General features: G+C 44.7%; 14 protein-coding genes. 12 read left to right on the top strand and 2 right to left on the bottom strand.

Annotated features, from left to right (window positions below; translation table 11 throughout):
* The 12 genes from J3A84_RS01295 to J3A84_RS01240 all read left to right on the top strand — a co-directional run bounded on the left by J3A84_RS01295 (position 1) and on the right by J3A84_RS01240 (position 14,813).
* Positions 1–4,287 carry a PolC-type DNA polymerase III gene (locus J3A84_RS01295; RefSeq protein ID WP_207598185.1) on the top strand — a complete coding sequence of 1,429 codons (4,287 nt, stop codon included), beginning with the start codon at positions 1–3 and terminating at the stop codon, positions 4,285–4,287.
* 196 nt (positions 4,288–4,483) lie between these two features.
* Positions 4,484–4,936: a ribosome maturation factor RimP gene (locus J3A84_RS01290; protein ID WP_242693918.1), complete on the top strand. Its 453-nt coding sequence runs from the start codon at positions 4,484–4,486 to the stop codon at positions 4,934–4,936.
* A 19-nt stretch (positions 4,937–4,955) separates the two neighbouring features.
* Positions 4,956–6,182 carry a transcription termination factor NusA gene (nusA, locus tag J3A84_RS01285; RefSeq protein ID WP_207598183.1) on the top strand — a complete coding sequence of 409 codons (1,227 nt, stop codon included), beginning with the start codon at positions 4,956–4,958 and terminating at the stop codon, positions 6,180–6,182.
* A gap of 48 nt (positions 6,183–6,230) precedes the next feature.
* The gene (rnpM, locus tag J3A84_RS01280; RefSeq protein WP_342590922.1) at positions 6,231–6,494 is read left to right on the top strand and encodes an RNase P modulator RnpM; all 264 of its coding nucleotides are present in this window, start codon (positions 6,231–6,233) and stop codon (positions 6,492–6,494) included.
* Between the two features lie 5 nt (positions 6,495–6,499).
* On the top strand, positions 6,500–6,805 hold the full coding sequence (locus tag J3A84_RS01275; protein ID WP_207598493.1) for a ribosomal L7Ae/L30e/S12e/Gadd45 family protein: 306 nt from the start codon (positions 6,500–6,502) through the stop codon (positions 6,803–6,805).
* A 17-nt stretch (positions 6,806–6,822) separates the two neighbouring features.
* On the top strand, positions 6,823–8,901 hold the full coding sequence (gene infB / locus J3A84_RS01270) for a translation initiation factor IF-2 (RefSeq protein WP_207598182.1): 2,079 nt from the start codon (positions 6,823–6,825) through the stop codon (positions 8,899–8,901).
* A 33-nt stretch (positions 8,902–8,934) separates the two neighbouring features.
* The gene (gene rbfA, locus J3A84_RS01265) at positions 8,935–9,291 is read left to right on the top strand and encodes a 30S ribosome-binding factor RbfA (protein ID WP_207598181.1); all 357 of its coding nucleotides are present in this window, start codon (positions 8,935–8,937) and stop codon (positions 9,289–9,291) included.
* 2 nt (positions 9,292–9,293) lie between these two features.
* Positions 9,294–10,253 (top strand): DHH family phosphoesterase, encoded by a 960-nt coding sequence (locus J3A84_RS01260; RefSeq protein ID WP_207598180.1) that lies wholly within the window; start codon positions 9,294–9,296, stop codon positions 10,251–10,253.
* The gene (truB, locus tag J3A84_RS01255; RefSeq protein ID WP_207598179.1) at positions 10,250–11,116 is read left to right on the top strand and encodes a tRNA pseudouridine(55) synthase TruB; all 867 of its coding nucleotides are present in this window, start codon (positions 10,250–10,252) and stop codon (positions 11,114–11,116) included. Before J3A84_RS01260 ends, truB begins: the two co-directional genes overlap by 4 nt.
* A gap of 8 nt (positions 11,117–11,124) precedes the next feature.
* Positions 11,125–12,054 (top strand): bifunctional riboflavin kinase/FAD synthetase, encoded by a 930-nt coding sequence (locus tag J3A84_RS01250; protein ID WP_207598178.1) that lies wholly within the window; start codon positions 11,125–11,127, stop codon positions 12,052–12,054.
* A 112-nt stretch (positions 12,055–12,166) separates the two neighbouring features.
* Positions 12,167–12,430, top strand: coding sequence for a 30S ribosomal protein S15 (gene rpsO, locus J3A84_RS01245; RefSeq protein ID WP_207598177.1), 264 nt, complete (start codon positions 12,167–12,169; stop codon positions 12,428–12,430).
* A gap of 262 nt (positions 12,431–12,692) precedes the next feature.
* Positions 12,693–14,813 (top strand): polyribonucleotide nucleotidyltransferase, encoded by a 2,121-nt coding sequence (locus J3A84_RS01240; protein WP_207598176.1) that lies wholly within the window; start codon positions 12,693–12,695, stop codon positions 14,811–14,813.
* A gap of 53 nt (positions 14,814–14,866) precedes the next feature.
* Here the strand turns inward: J3A84_RS01240 and J3A84_RS01235 are convergent, their stop codons facing one another.
* Together J3A84_RS01235 and J3A84_RS01230 are read right to left on the bottom strand one after the other, a co-directional pair.
* On the bottom strand, positions 14,867–15,280 hold the full coding sequence (locus J3A84_RS01235; RefSeq protein ID WP_207598175.1) for a hypothetical protein: 414 nt from the start codon (positions 15,278–15,280) through the stop codon (positions 14,867–14,869).
* 109 nt (positions 15,281–15,389) lie between these two features.
* A complete protein-coding gene (locus J3A84_RS01230; protein ID WP_207598174.1) occupies positions 15,390–15,578 on the bottom strand; it encodes a DUF6440 family protein in 189 nt (62 codons plus the stop codon).
* Positions 15,579–15,763: the final 185 nt, after the last annotated feature.

Raw genomic sequence — 15,763 nt, 5'->3', positions numbered from 1 at the left:
ATGAAGAGAAAGGGGGAGGAATTTTTGGAGATACAGGAAATGATGAGCAAAGAATCCTCACTTACTCCATTTAAAATCGAAAATGTGCTGAAAGTCGAGTTTGCGAAGAAGATGAATCTGTTCCGGGTTTATCTCAAGTCACTTCATGTTCTGGATCCACGTGTGAAAGAGCCCATTTCGACTTTCCTGAATAAACTCATTGGTCAGAACTGCGATGTGTCGATCATCAACATCCTGGATGAAGTTCATGAGGAGAACATCCAGGATGTTCTCATGGGCATCTTTCTGACGGAGCCGCTGAAGTATAATTTTCTGAAGGACGCGAAGGTCAGTTTTGATGAGTCGAAACTCGTGATCAGACACTACAGCCCTGCACTGATCCGCAATTTTCAGATGAAAAATGCTGTGAAGCAGATGGAGCGCGTTCTGACATCCTTTTATCAGAAGGATATCCATATCGAGGTTCGGCTGGATGAAAGTCTGACGCCGGAAAAAGAGGAAATTGATGTAAGACATGAACTGAGTGTCATGAGAAAAGAAGCGGGTCTGAAAACTGAAGTGCCCGGGACGACAAAGCCTGTAGGTGTCCCTATGAAAGAGAAGGCTCCTTCAGCCGGAAAGGACAGCAAGAAATTCAAAGATGAGCGTATTCTGCTTGGAAAGTCCATCAAGGAACCGAGTATCCGAATCAGAGATCTGGATGATAATTCAGGGGTCAGTGTCATTGATGGTGAAGTATTCAAGACGGATGTAAGAAAGCTCAAGAACGGAAAGAATCTGTATCTGCTGTATGTGACGGATCACTCCAGCTCCATATCGGTGAAAGTCTTTACGAAAGAAGAGGAAGATCTACCCATCAAAGCAGGTGAGGTGTTCCGATTCAAAGGCAATGTCACCTTTGACATGTATTCAAAGGAACTGACGATGATTGCCAAGGACATCAATAGAATGGAAAAGATCAGGCGCAAGGATCTTGCCGATGAGAAACGAGTGGAACTGCATTTCCACAGCAACATGAGCAGCATGGATGGTCTTGCATCCGCCAAGCGTATTTTCAGCCAGGCAAAAGATTTCGGTCATAAAGCGGTGGCGATCACCGATCATGGTGTGGTTCAAGCCTATCCTGAAGCCATGGAGCAGTCTAAAGCAACCGGAGTCAAAGCGATTTACGGCATGGAAGCTTATGTGATCAATGATGAACTGAATATCGTAGAGAACATCAATCCTGATCTGGAGGAAATGGTGATATTCGATATTGAGACCACCGGATTCTCCTCGAAAAATGACAGAATCATAGAAATCGGTGCAGTGAAAGTGAAGGATGGCGTTGTTGTGGATGAGTTTTCCGCATTCGTCAATCCTCATCGGCCGATTCCCATGAAAATCACGGAACTCACAGGAATTACAGACGCCATGGTGAAGGATGCTCCTTCCATTGAACCTGTGATCAGAGCATTCTCAGATTTTATCAGAGATACGATTCTTGTGGCGCATAATGCCTACTTCGACGTGGGATTCATACGAAAGAATCTGGCGGATTTCGGCATGACCATAGACAATCCCATCATGGATACGGTCCCTCTATCCAGATTCCTCTACAAGGAGCTGAAGAGGCATCGTCTGGACACCATCGCAAAGCATCTTGGAATCGATATGGGGTCTCATCACAGAGCTGTGGATGATGCGAAAACCACACACAGAATTCTCATGAAATCCATGGACAAAATGGCGGACATGGGGATCCATTCCTTTGAAGAGCTGAACGAAAGAAGCAAAGAGGACATGGACTTCAAAAGGCTTCCCATGTTTCATACAACACTTCTGGTGAAGAACACTACCGGTCTGAAGAACCTTTATGAGCTTGTTTCAGAATCACATCTGAAAAGTTTCCACATGAAACCAAGAATCAGAAAAAGCCAGCTGGATAAGAAGAGAGAAGGTCTTCTTCTTGGTTCTGCATGCATCAATTCGGAACTGGTCAGATACATCATGGAAGGCAGAACCGAGGATGAGATTGAGAAGATGGCAGCCTATTACGACTATCTTGAGGTTCAGCCCATCGAAAACAATCTGGATCTCCTGAAAGATGGAAGAATCAGGGATCTGGAAGGTCTTCGGGATCTGAACCGCAAAATCATCTCCCTTGGGGAGTCCCAGGGGAAACTGGTGGCTGCAACGGGGGATGTGCATTACATCGACAAAGAAGACAAGCTCTACCGAAAGATTCTGCTTGGAGCACAAGGTTACAGTAATCAGAATGATGATCTGGATCTGTATTTCAGAACCACCGATGAAATGCTGGATGCCTTTTCCTATCTTGGAAAGGAGAAAGCCCATGAGATCGTCGTGAAGAACACGAATCTCATCGCCGACAGCATTGAAGCCTTCCTACCCATTCCAAACGGGACATTTCCACCTAAGATCGAAGGCGCAGACGAGGAAATCAGAGAGATGACCATGGCCGAAGCCCATAAGCTTTACGGGGATGTGCTTCCGGAGGTGGTGGAGAAACGCGTGGCGAAAGAGCTGAACTCCATCATCAGCAATGGTTATGCGGTCTTGTATCTCATTGCCCATAAGCTGGTTGCGAAATCTCTTTCCGATGGATATCTGGTAGGCTCCAGAGGCTCCGTAGGATCCTCTCTTGTGGCCACCTTTACCGGCATCACTGAAGTGAATGGCCTTCCTCCTCATTACAGGTGTCCAAGCTGCAGACACAATGAATTCTTCCTTGACGGAAGCGTCAGCAGCGGAGCGGATCTTCCGCTGAAGAATTGTCCGGAATGCGGAACGCCCTATGTGAGGGACGGACACGATATCCCATTTGAGACCTTTCTTGGTTTCGAAGGGGATAAGGAACCGGATATCGATCTGAACTTTTCAGGCGAATACCAGGCAGTGGTTCATAAGTATACGGAAGAGCTTTTTGGAGAAGGTTATGTTTTCAAAGCCGGAACCATAGGAACCGTGGCAGAGAAAACTGCTTATGCCTACGTGAAGAAATACCTGGAACAGAAGGAGATGAATCTTCCATCGGCTGAAGTGGAAAGACTGTCCCAAGGCATGGTTGGCGTGAAGAGAACCACCGGTCAGCATCCGGGTGGAATCATGGTTGTGCCAAGGGATAATGATGTTCATAACTTCACACCGGTACAAAGACCTGCAGATGACCAGACATCGGATATCACCACCACCCACTTTGATTATCATTCCATCTCCGGAAGACTCCTGAAGCTGGATATTCTGGGGCATGACGATCCTACCATGCTGAGGATGCTTCAGGATCTGACAGGACTGGATCCTAAAACCATTCCACTCAATGACGAGAAGGTGCTATCACTGTTCACCTCCACAAAAGCTCTAGGCGTAACGGAGGAACAGCTGGGTATCCCTTTAGGAGCATCTGGACTTCCGGAATTCGGAACGAAATTTGTCCGGGGAATGCTTCTGGACACGAAGCCCAGCACTTTTGCAGACCTTGTCCGAATATCAGGTCTCTCCCATGGTACCGATGTGTGGCTCAATAATGCCCAGTACTATATCAAGGAAGGGTTTACAACGCTAGGGGAATGTATCAGTACAAGAGATGACATCATGGTCTATCTTATCTATAAAGGTCTTCCTTCCAAAAAAGCTTTCACCATCATGGAAAGTGTCAGAAAAGGAAAAGGGCTGAAGGAAGATGATGAGAAAATCATGCGCGAGCATGACGTGCCGGAATGGTATATCGAATCCTGTAAGAAAATCAAGTACATGTTTCCCAAAGGACACGCTGTGGCATACTGTATGATGGCTATGCGCATCGCATATTTCAAGGTCTATCATCCTCTGGCTTATTATGCGGCGTATTTTTCCACACGAGCTTCAGATTTTGATGGTGAACTGATTCTTCAAGGGGAGCTGGCTGTGAGAAAACAGCTGGACGAGTACTACGAACTGGGCAACAATGCTTCTACAAAGGAAAAAAACATGATCACGATTCTTGAGATTGTCTACGAGATGTACAAGAGAGGATATACCTTTAAACCTGTGGACTTGTACAAATCACATGGAATCAAGTTTCTGATCGAAGAAGATGCCATAAGACCTCCATTAAGCTGCCTTGTGGGTGTGGGGGCGAATGCAGCCAACAGTATCTATGAGGAATCGAAAAGAGGAGAATTCATCTCCAAAGAAGATCTCAGACTGCGCTGCAAAGTATCCAAAACGGTTATTGAAACCCTGGACAACTGCGGTGCACTGGAAGGAATGGATGACACAAATCAGCTGTCTCTATTCAATCTGTAGTAGGGGTTGAAATTTCAGTAAATTTATGATACTATATAAAAGTAGAATAACTTGAACTTTGAGAGTGGGCAAAACCCGCTCTTTCGTTTTGTGTGGCGCAACTGAGATCTTGGTTGCGCTTTTCATTACCCGAAACCGGCAAAGGCTGAAAACATAGTGCCTAGAGCGGTTTCAGAATAGGATAAGAGGTGAAATGATGGCTAAACTAAATGACCTGGAAGGACTATTTACGCAAGAGATTGAAGCTTTGGGTTACAGACTTTATCACATGGAATATGTCCATGAAAGCGGAATGAATATTCTTCGCTTTTATATCGACCATGATAATGGAATTTCCCTGGAAGACTGCGAAAAGGTCTCAAGAAGATTGAGTGACATACTCGATGAGAAGGACCCCATTGCGGAGGATTACAATCTGGAGGTCTCTTCTCCTGGAATTTTTAGAATCCTCTTCACCAGAGCGCATATGCAGCAGGCGCTGGGTGAAAAGGTAATGGTCAAGACAAAAAAACCGGTGGCAGGTGCCAAGAAATTTGTTGGCGTACTGAAAGAAGTCCGTGACCATGAAGTTGTAATTTTAAAAGAAAAAAATGAACTGGAAATCACATTTGAAAATCTGAAATCAATCAATATTGAAGTTGATTTATAACAAGTACGAGGAGGAAAAAATGGCAAAGGCAACTGAAAAAAAGAAAGATGAAGTTATTCTTGCATTAAAGGCCATAGCAGAAGAAAAAGGAATCAGTGAGGAGATGTTGTTCGAGACCCTTGAAGATGCAATGATTGCAGCGTACAAGAAGAACTATGTCAACAGCGGGGCTCAGAATGTCAGAGTGAATATTGACAGGGAAACCGGAGAAATCAAAGTATATTCATTAAGACAGGTTGTAGAAGAGGTTATGGATCCGCAGGATGAAATCTCCCTGGAAGAAGCGAAGGAGATCAATCCAACCTACGAACTTCTGGATTTTGTGGAGAATGAAGTCACACCAGCGAATTTTGCCCGTGTGGCAGCGCAATCCGCAAAGCAGATAGTGACTCAGAGAATCAAGGAAGCGGAGCGAAGCATCCTATATAATCAGTATCATGAAAAGGAATTTGATGTCATCACTGGAACCGTTCAGAGAAAGGACAAGGGGAATGTTTACATCAGTCTTGGAAAGACGGAAACCGTTCTGACTCCTTCAGAGCAGATTCCGGGAGAACGCTATGAGTTCAATGACAAGATTCTCCTCTACATCGTAGAAGTGAAGCAGAATCCCAAGGGGCCTATGATTTCCGTCTCCAGAACGCACCCGGGTCTGGTGAAGAGACTCTTTGAAAAGGAAGTTCCCGAAATCTATGAAGGCATTGTTGAAATCAAAGCCATTTCAAGAGAAGCGGGTTCCAGAACAAAGATCGCAGTTCATTCCAACGACCCTGAAGTGGAGCCAATGGGAGCCTGTGTGGGGCCTAGAGGGACGAGAGTTCAGAATATCGTCAATGAACTGAGAAATGAGAAGATCGATATCATCAAATGGTCAAAAGATCCCAAGGAATTCATCGCAAATGCCCTGAGTCCTTCCAAGGTCCTGGATGTCATCATCATGGAGGAAGGAAACTCCTGCAAGGTTATTGTAGATGATAATCAGCTTTCACTTGCCATAGGCAAGGAAGGTCAGAATGTCAGACTTGCGGCAAAGCTCACTGGATGGAAGATTGATATCAAGAGCAGAAAACAGTATGAAGCTGAACTGGAAGCCAAAAAAGAGGCAGAAGAAGCCATGGCTTTGGAGGAAACGGAATTGACTGCAGACGTGGAAAATGATGATGCTGCCATAGTCGATGCGGATGACGTGTCCATGGAAGAAATTCAGGATGAAGATGCAGTGGAAACGGATGATGCAGACCTGTAGAAGGTGAACTGCTCAGCCTGAGATCAAAATGAAAGAGAGGTGTTTTATGTGAAGGTGAAAAAAATACCAATGAGAATGTGTACCGGCTGCATGGAGATGAAGCCTAAGAAAGAGCTCATTCGTGTGGTGAAGAATAAGGAAGGGGAGATCTCCCTTGACCTTACAGGCAAAAAGCCCGGTAGAGGTGCATATGTCTGCAGAAATGTGGACTGTCTTGAAAAGTCATTCAAGACGAAAAGGCTTTCCAGAAATCTGGAAACCAGCATCAGTCAGGAGATCTACGATGATCTTCGGAAGGCGGTGGAGGCTTGAATAAAATGCTGTCCTTCCTTGGACTTACCAGAAAATCTGGTAACCTGATTCTGGGATACAACAAAAATGAAGAAGCTGTTAAAACTGGAAAGATCAGCCTTATGATCGTTTCTAAGGAAGCTTCGGAGAACACAAAAGATAAATTCAAAAGTTACAGCGAAAAGTATCATGTACCTTTAATTGAGGATTTCACTCCTGATGAATTAGGATATGCATTGGGTTTAGAAGGAATTGCCGTTGTAGGCGTAACGAAGAAGAGCATGGCTAAGAAGTTACAGGAAATCTACAGCAGCATACAGGAAGAAGAATAAATACGGAGGTGGTCCTATTGTCAAAAATCAGAGTGTATGAACTTGCAAAGGAACTAGAAATAACGAGTAAAGAGCTTATAGCGATTCTAAAGGATGAATTTGGAATTGAAGTGAAAAATCACATGAGTGTGGTGGAAGAAGAAGATGCGGCACTAATCAAAGAGCTTCTGGGTGATGAGAAGAAGGAACCGGAAACGGAAACGGAAGGCAAAACCGAGAAGAGCATTGTGGATGAGTACGAGGAGATTCTGGAAGAAGAAGTCGTGAATCTTGCGAAGAAGAAGAAGAAATCCAAGAGAGAACTGGCTCAGGAAAAGATCGATGCGGAAAAGGCCAATGAAGTAACAGGAATCGAAATCGGTGAATTCATCACCGTCAAGGAATTTGCTGAAAAACTGAACAAGCCAGTGGCCGAAGTCATAAAGGCCCTGATCTTCACAGGCATTATGGCGGGAATCAACCAGGAAATTGACTATGAGACAGCTGAAAAAGCGGCGAAGAGCCTGGAAGTGGAAGTCGTCAAGGCAAAAGATGATTCATCAGGAATTTCTGATGATGATCAGGATGATGCGCTGGATGTGAACATGGAGAAGAGACCGCCAATCGTCACTGTAATGGGCCATGTTGACCATGGTAAAACTTCTCTGCTTGATGCGATCAGAAAAGCGAAGGTCACGGAGAGTGAAGCTGGTGGTATCACACAGCACATCGGTGCGTATACAGTCACTCTGAATGGTGAAAAAATCACATTCCTGGATACGCCTGGACATGAAGCCTTCACAGCCATGAGAGCCAGAGGAGCACAGGCTACCGACATCGTCATTCTTGTAGTTGCTGCAGATGACGGAATCATGCCACAGACCGTTGAGGCCATCAATCACTGTAAGGCTGCACAGGTTCCTATTATCGTAGCCATCAACAAGATTGATGTGGAAGGTGCCAATGTGGACCGTGTCAAGCAGGAGCTGACAGAGTACGGCCTTGTGGCTGAAGAATGGGGTGGAGACACCATCTGTGTGCCAGTATCTGCCAAGCAGAGAATCGGCATTGACGATCTACTTGAAATGGTTCTGCTCACAGCGGAAGTGGAAGAGCTGAAAGCGGACCCCAACAGAAAGGCAGCAGGAACAGTTGTTGAATCCGAACTGGATAAGGGAAGAGGCCCGGTGGCCACACTGCTTGTACAGAAAGGAACCCTGAATGTGGGAGATTCCATTCTTGTAGGGACCACCTACGGAAGAATCCGAGCCATGTTCGATGACAAGGGCAAGAAAATCAACAGTGCGGGTCCTTCCATACCGGTGGAGATTCTCGGTCTTTCCGAAGTGCCACAGGCGGGAGACAAGTTCAATGAAGTAAAAGATGAAAAAACTGCAAGAGGCATGGCTGAAGCGCGTAAAATCAAAGAAAAGAGCCTGCAGCAGAGCACCATGAGAGTATCCCTTGAGGATCTCTACAGCCAGGTGAAGGAAGGAAAAATCCAGGAACTTCCGATCATCATCAAGGCAGATGTCCAGGGTTCCATCGAAGCCCTGAAGAACAGTCTGGAAAAGCTTTCAACGGATGAAATCAAAGTCAGAGTCATTCACGGCGGTGTGGGTGCAATCACAGAAACAGATATCTCCCTGGCTGCAGCGTCCAACGCGGTAGTCATCGGGTTTAACGTAAGACCAGACAACAATGCACAGATTCTGGCGGAAAAAGATAATGTATATGTCAAGACCTACAGAATCATCTATCATGCCGTAGATGACATCAAGGCTGCTATGATTGGTATGCTTTCACCTGATATCAAGGAAGTTATTCAGGGTAGAGTTGAAATCAGACAGACCTACAAGGTATCAGCCATTGGTACCATCGCAGGGTGCTATGTGCTGAGTGGAAAGATCACCAGAAATTCACAGGTAAGACTTCTTCGTGATGGCGTGATCATTCATGAAGGAACCTTAGCATCACTGAAGAGATTCAAGGATGATGTCAAGGAAGTGAAAGAAGGATTTGAATGCGGTCTTTCTCTAGAAAAGTATAATGAAATTAAAGAAGGTGACATACTGGAAGCTTTCGTCATGGAGTCCGTGACAAGAAAGGAACTGTAGTCATCGCAAAGAAAAAGAAATGAGGTGGAAAATATGGCAAAATACAGAGCCGGTCGAATCAATGAAGAGATGAAGAAAGAAATTTCTGCGATCATCATGAATGGTTTGAAAGACCCAAGAATCACTGCCATGATAACCATAACAGATGTGGAAGTTACCTCGGACTTGAGATATGCCAAAGTATATGCAAGCATCTTCGGAACCAAAGAACAGAAGGAAGAATCCCTGGAAGGGCTGAAGAGTTCTGCGGGGTATATCAGAAGAGAAGTAGGCAAGAAGATTCAGATGAGATACGTGCCAGAACTGATTATTGTGGTGGATGACACCATTGATCGTGGAATGCACATCGATGAACTGATTCGGAAAGCCAACGAACAGAAGGACCAGTAGTCATGAATCTGAATGAAATCGCTGAAAAGATCTTGCAGACAGACAGAATTGCAGTAGTTACCCACGCTTCACCAGATGGTGATGCTGTGGGCAGCACACTGGGAATTACGCTTGCGCTAAGAGAGCTTGGAAAAGATGTTGTAGTGCTATCCAAAGAACCGGCACCACTCAATCTGTCCTTTCTTCCCTTCTATGAGGAATATGGTCTTGAGGCCACAATAGGGGAGGACAGAGAACTTCTGCTGGCTTTAGACTGCGGCAATAAAGAAAGGCTTTCCATGGAGAGAGATGGATTTGATGAGATATTCAAGATCAACATCGATCATCATGTGTCCAATGAAATGTACGGTAAACTGAATTATGTGGATTCTGACTCCGCATCCACAGCAGAAATCATATTCGAGCTGATGGAGGCCCTTGGGGTCATACCCGATCAGTCCATGGCACAGTGCCTGTATACAGGCATTGTATCGGATACGGGTTCCTTCAGGTTTCCGTCCACCACTGCGAAAACCCTTCGCATCACAGCGGAGCTCCTTGAAACAGGACTTGATTTTTCGTACATTCAACGTGTTTTATTCAGCACATCGGAATTCAAGAGAATCAAGCTTCTTGGAAGAGCCCTGATGACGCTGGAAAGTCATATGGACGGTTTTGTGTCCATTATGAACCTGGAGGCCAATGACTTCAATATCCTATCGATTTCTGACAGAGACTCGGGAGATATTGTGAATTATGGACTGGAACCGCCGGAAGCGGATGTCTCTGTTCTGCTGAAAGAGGCCGAAGGCTTTTTCAGGGTCAGCGTCAGAACCAAACTTCAGATCGATGCCTCTTCTCTATGCGGGAAGTTTGATGGCGGAGGGCATGTCAGAGCAGCCGGCTGCAACATTAAAGCAGAATCACTGGAAGAAGCGAAGCGTCTGATTCTGGAGGAAATAGAAAGGATGAGATCTGTTTGAACGGAGTAATCAACCTTTACAAAGAAAAGGGCATGACTTCTTTTGCTGCAGTCGCAGCTGTGAGAAGACTGTCAAAAATCAGGAAAGTAGGCCATACAGGCACACTAGACCCGGAAGCGGAAGGGGTTCTTCCAATCTGCTTAGGCAAGGCTACAAAACTTGTGGAATACATCATGGCCGGCAACAAGATATATCGGGCAGGGTTCAAACTTGGTAAAGTATCGGATACACTGGATGCATTCGGTGTAGTAGAGGATACTGGAAAGGCGATACCAGAAGAGCATCTGGTACGGGAAAAACTTGCGGAGTTTCTGGGAGAGTCCATGCAGCTTCCGCCTATGTTTTCCGCTTTGAAGATCAACGGGAAAAGACTGTATGATCTTGCACGGGATGGAATTGAGGTGGAGCGTGAAAAGAGAAAGATCCATGTACTGGACGTTCAGCTCACTTCTTTTCAGGAGGACGAGGGCGAAATTCTTCTTTCCTGCTCTAAAGGCACGTACGTCAGAAGCATCATTGATGATCTCGGACAGAAACTGGGCTGTGGGGCCATTATGACAAGCCTCATACGGGAAGGAACTGGAACGTTTTCCATGGAAAATGCGATCACATTGGACATGCTGGAAAAGCACGGAGTTGAAAAATATCTGATCCAGATGGATGACGTTCTCAGTGCCTATACTGACATCACCATTCCGGCCGGCTTTCTGAAACTGGTCATCAATGGGGTGAAGGTGAAAGACGGCAGACTGACCAGTTCAATTGACGAGGGGCTTTACAGAGGGTACTCTGAAGAAGGAGACCTATTGGGGATAGTGGAGAGGAAAGAAGATTTCCTTTATCTGAAAGTAAATCTTATGTGAGGTTTGAAATGATAATAATTGATGAAAATGTCAAGGAAGATTTTAAAGAAGGCACATACATTGCTTTAGGGAGTTTTGATGGTCTTCACAAGGGCCATATGACGCTCATAAACAAAGTAGTGGATGAAGCCATGGCTGATGGCCTGAAAAGCGCTGTCTATACTTTTAAGAATCATCCTCTGACTGTGGCGAAACCGGAGCTTGCACCGAAACTTCTGATGGACAACAAACAGAAGATCCATCTGCTGAAGGCCAAAGGTGTAGATGCTACAATATTTGTGTCGTTCACTATGGAATACATGCAGACTGAGGCGGAGGATTTCATACTTAGCCTGATCCATGACTTCAATGCCAAGGGATTTGTTGTCGGATTCAACTACAAGTATGGATATCAGAACAAAGGGAATGTGGACACCTTACGTGAAATGGCGGATAAATACGGGTTCAAACTCTTCGTCATGGATGCCGCTCTGAGCAATGATGATGTCATCAGCAGCACCAGGATCAGGAATCTGATTCTGAAAGGGGAGATGAAGGAGGCGAACAGGCTCCTTTTCGAACCCTTCATGCTACGAGGAACCATCATCGGTGGAAAGAAGCTGGGCAGAAAGCTTGGTTTTCCAACAGCCAATATGAGTTATGATACAAAGTATGTGATACCAAAGACAGGTGTATATTACACAAACATCATGATTGATGGGACACTTCATAAAAGTATCACCTCAGTCGGGTACAATCCGACTGTAGATGGGAAAAATCTGAGTATTGAAACCTACATTCTGGATTTTGACCGTGAAATCTACGGACAGGAAGTGAAGCTGTACTTTGTGGAGTATATGAGAGATGAAGAAAAATATGATACACTGGATGAACTTGTAGAGCAGCTGAAAAAAGACGAAAGGTATGCTTCAGAGCAGGAACTTTCTATGCTTTTATAATTGCAGTAAGGACTTCAGTGTGGTATAATACGTAACGAACCATGAACTATGTTATTAGGTTTGCTGTCTTTTAACATGGTCATAGGGGATAATTGATCAGGAGGTAAAGCAAATGGATAAGGCAAGAAAGCTGGAAATCATCCAGGAACACGCAAGACACGAAGGTGACACAGGTTCACCAGAAGTGCAGATCGCACTGCTCACAGAGAGGATCAACTCTTTGACAGGGCATCTTAAGATCCACAAGAAGGATCACCATTCAAGAAGAGGTCTTCTTATGATGGTTGGTCAGAGAAGGGGTCTTCTTAACTATCTGATGGCTGAGGATATTGAAAGATACAGAGATATCATAGCGAAGCTTGGAATCAGAAGATAATTAAAAAATGTACTCTGAGCCTGCTTTTCTGAAGCAGGCTTTTAGTATATACTGGATATAAAGCTTTTCATTAAGGCTTTTATTCAAGTCATGTAGTACAAAGCCCCATAAGTCGTTTCAATATAGAGATTCTTATCTGATGTTTTTTAAAAATCAAAGAATGCAATGTGTTGATTTTTTGATTTTTAAAAAATTTATCAGATCCAAGGACTCCTTTAGTTTTTGAAGGCTTGTGGAGGCAGAACAAAAAGGAGATGAATCAATGCAAATTAAACATGAAATCCAGGTTGCTGGAAGAAATTTCGGAATCGAATTCGGAGAAAGAGGAATGCTGTCTGATGCTGCAATTTTCATGAATTATGGAGATACAGTCGTCATGGTCAATGCGAATTCTTCGGAAAAACCAAGAGATGGGATCGACTTCTTCCCGCTGGCTGTGGATTATGAAGAAAAAATGTATGCTGTAGGTAAGATTCCTGGAGGATTCATAAAGAGAGAAGGAAGACCTTCAGAGAAGGCCATTCTTTCAGGAAGAGCCATTGACAGACCACTGAGACCTCTGTTCCCAAAGGGATACAGAAACGATGTGCAGGTTGTCTGCACCGTTCTATCTGTGGAGAATGACAATCTACCGGAAATTCTGGCCATCAATGCAGCAGCGACAGCTCTGCTTCTATCATCCATTCCTTACACAACGCCTCTGGCGGCGGTAATGATCGGATACATCGATGGAGAGTTCATTGTGAATCCTACGTCCAAGCAGAGAGAAGAGAGTGCACTTTCACTTACAGTCTGTGCGACGGATGAAAGAATCATGATGATTGAAGCCGGCGCTCAGGAAGTGGATGAAGATACCATGATCAAGGGAATCCAGTTCGGGTTTGAAGCCTGTCAGCCGATCATTACCATGCAGAAAGAACTCACAGAGAAATATGGTAAAGAGAAGAAGGTTCCTGTACTGTATACACTTGATGCGGAAATCGAAAAGGACGTCAGAGCATTCGCAGGAGAAATGGTTGCTGAAGCGATGCATATCGTGGACAAAGCGGAAAGAAGCGTTAAGCTTGATGAAGTGAAGGCCAAGGTTGCTGAGGAATTCGGGGAGAAGTATCCTGAAGGAAAGAGCGACATCGCGGAAACCTTATATCTGCTTCAGAAAGAAACCGTCAGAGACATGGCGATTCTGGAACATAAGAGAGTGGACGGAAGAAGATTCGATGAGATCAGAAAGCTTTCCTCAGAAGTTGCAGTACTGCCTAGAACCCACGGTTCAGGTGTGTTTTCCAGAGGCTCCACTCAGGTTATGGCGGTTACGACCCTGGGAGCAATCGGAGACATTCAGATACTGGATGGCGTAAGTGAAGAAGAAAGCAAACGTTATATCCATCACTATAATTTCCCATCCTACTCTGTCGGGGAAACCAGACCCATGAGAGGACCAGGAAGAAGAGAAATCGGACACGGTGCCCTGGCTGAAAAAGCCATTGAGCCACTGATTCCAAGTGAAGAAGACTTCCCATACACCATCAGAGTTGTATCTGAAGTACTCTCCTCCAATGGATCCACTTCACAGGCTTCTGTCTGTGCATCCACCCTCGCGCTGCTTGATGCAGGTGTTCCACTGAAGAGACCAGCAGCTGGTATCGCCATGGGACTGTTCACTACAGATGATCTTGTGAAAGAAGAAGTAGTGACCGATATTCAAGGGGTAGAGGACTTCTTCGGAGACATGGACTTCAAGGTGGCTGGAACAACAGAGGGAATCACTGCGATCCAGGTGGATACCAAGATTGCGGGACTTTCACCAGCTGTCATCGAGAAATCCATCAGGGATGCAAAGACTGCACGACTTGAAATCCTGAAAGTAATGGAGGGAGCCATCAAGGAAGCAAGACCAGAAGTTTCCCAGTATGCACCGAAGATCTTCACACTGAACATCAATCCTGATAAGATCAGAGACGTCATCGGATCCGGTGGTAAGGTGATCAACAAGATCATCGCAGAAACCGGCGTGAAGATCGATATCGATGATACCGGTAAGGTTTTCGTTGGTGGGTCAGACATCGAAATGGTGAAGAAGGCGATCTCCATCATCGAAGGAATCGTCAAGGAAGTCGTACCGGGTGAGATTTATCTTGGTAAAGTCATCAAGATCATGCCGTTTGGTGCATTTGTTGAAATTCTTCCGAACAAGGAAGGACTTGTCCATATTTCCAAACTTGACAAGAAGAGAGTCGAAAAAGTGGAAGACATCGTTGATGTAGGAGATGAAATCCTCGTCAAAGTATCTGAAATCGACAATCAGGGAAGAATCAATCTTTCCAGAAGAGATGCTCTTATTGACATGGAAAAGAAGGAACAGGCTGAAAAAGAACAGCAGTAATCAGAAAACGGGACAGCAGATGCTGTCCCGTTTTAGATTGCAAAAAATGCTGTTCAAGGAGAAACAACTTTGAATGCTACACCTTCTTTGTCATCTTCCATATGAATCGTGATGTTTTTTTCTTCATTGAAACTGAGTTCTACAGTTTCTGATAAAAGAACCTTTTTCTCCTCATCAAGTACCGAGAATAAAGCGCTGGTGTCTGGAGAGTCGAAATCAAAAAATAGACTCTCTCCATACTCTATAGGTGAACCATCAGCGTTCATACTTCCGCCACTGCTCAGGTTCTGCTTGAAATGGATTTCGGAAATGCGCTGCTCAGACATATTGATAAAGGTTACAGTATAGCTTGGCTCAGCTGAAATCGGAGCATCGTTACTGCTTTTACATCCAGTGCCTAAGACCAGAGCGGCGGAAAGCATGAAGAGAAGAAAGACGATATGTCTGGCTGATTTACTATAGTTCATAATCAAACCCCCTTTACTGTATTATAACATTTATTTATTGTTATTCAATAAATAAATAGTGTTTTTCAGAGGTTTTGTTAGATGAACAGGTGAAATTACGGAAAGAAGATCAGTATGGAAGATCCATTTGTGGCGTTATGACAGGTTTTCCATCCTTGTCCAGAAGGACAGTGAGACCACCCGAATAACCGGCAGCATGATAGATGTAGTTTACTCCGGTCTCCCGGTCCACCCAGATTTCCATAACAGTGACTCTTCCTTGTGTATATGTTTTGATGAATCGATTGTCTGCTTTCATTACAGCCTCCAGTTTTTGCTTACATTATACCCTAGAAATGATCATTTCAGAAGCAGTACAGGAACGGCAATGGACGGCTGGAACATCCGGCAGCTGCAGGTATGAGGCAAAAGCATGGCATCAAAGCTGATGCACTCCTTGTTTCAATTGATACTTAGAATGTGGTAGAATATAGATGTCATCTA

The organism is Proteiniclasticum aestuarii, from assembly GCF_017368455.1.
GTDB classification, from domain to species: domain Bacteria; phylum Bacillota; class Clostridia; order Clostridiales; family Clostridiaceae; genus Proteiniclasticum; species Proteiniclasticum aestuarii.
This window is presented reverse-complemented; position numbering and strand designations above follow the sequence as displayed.

What these genes read in the sequence shown, in the direction of transcription:
- J3A84_RS01235 (WP_207598175.1), bottom strand. Translation starts at nt 15,280, where the DNA reads ATGAACTATAGTAAATCAGCCAGACATATCGTCTTTCTTCTCTTCATG.
- rpsO (WP_207598177.1), top strand. Translation starts at nt 12,167, where the DNA reads ATGGATAAGGCAAGAAAGCTGGAAATCATCCAGGAACACGCAAGACAC.
- J3A84_RS01240 (WP_207598176.1), top strand. Translation starts at nt 12,693, where the DNA reads ATGCAAATTAAACATGAAATCCAGGTTGCTGGAAGAAATTTCGGAATC.
- J3A84_RS01295 (WP_207598185.1), top strand. Translation starts at nt 1, where the DNA reads ATGAAGAGAAAGGGGGAGGAATTTTTGGAGATACAGGAAATGATGAGC.
- J3A84_RS01290 (WP_242693918.1), top strand. Translation starts at nt 4,484, where the DNA reads ATGGCTAAACTAAATGACCTGGAAGGACTATTTACGCAAGAGATTGAA.
- J3A84_RS01230 (WP_207598174.1), bottom strand. Translation starts at nt 15,578, where the DNA reads ATGAAAGCAGACAATCGATTCATCAAAACATATACACAAGGAAGAGTC.
- J3A84_RS01260 (WP_207598180.1), top strand. Translation starts at nt 9,294, where the DNA reads ATGAATCTGAATGAAATCGCTGAAAAGATCTTGCAGACAGACAGAATT.
- J3A84_RS01275 (WP_207598493.1), top strand. Translation starts at nt 6,500, where the DNA reads ATGCTGTCCTTCCTTGGACTTACCAGAAAATCTGGTAACCTGATTCTG.
- J3A84_RS01250 (WP_207598178.1), top strand. Translation starts at nt 11,125, where the DNA reads ATGATAATAATTGATGAAAATGTCAAGGAAGATTTTAAAGAAGGCACA.
- nusA (WP_207598183.1), top strand. Translation starts at nt 4,956, where the DNA reads ATGGCAAAGGCAACTGAAAAAAAGAAAGATGAAGTTATTCTTGCATTA.
- rbfA (WP_207598181.1), top strand. Translation starts at nt 8,935, where the DNA reads ATGGCAAAATACAGAGCCGGTCGAATCAATGAAGAGATGAAGAAAGAA.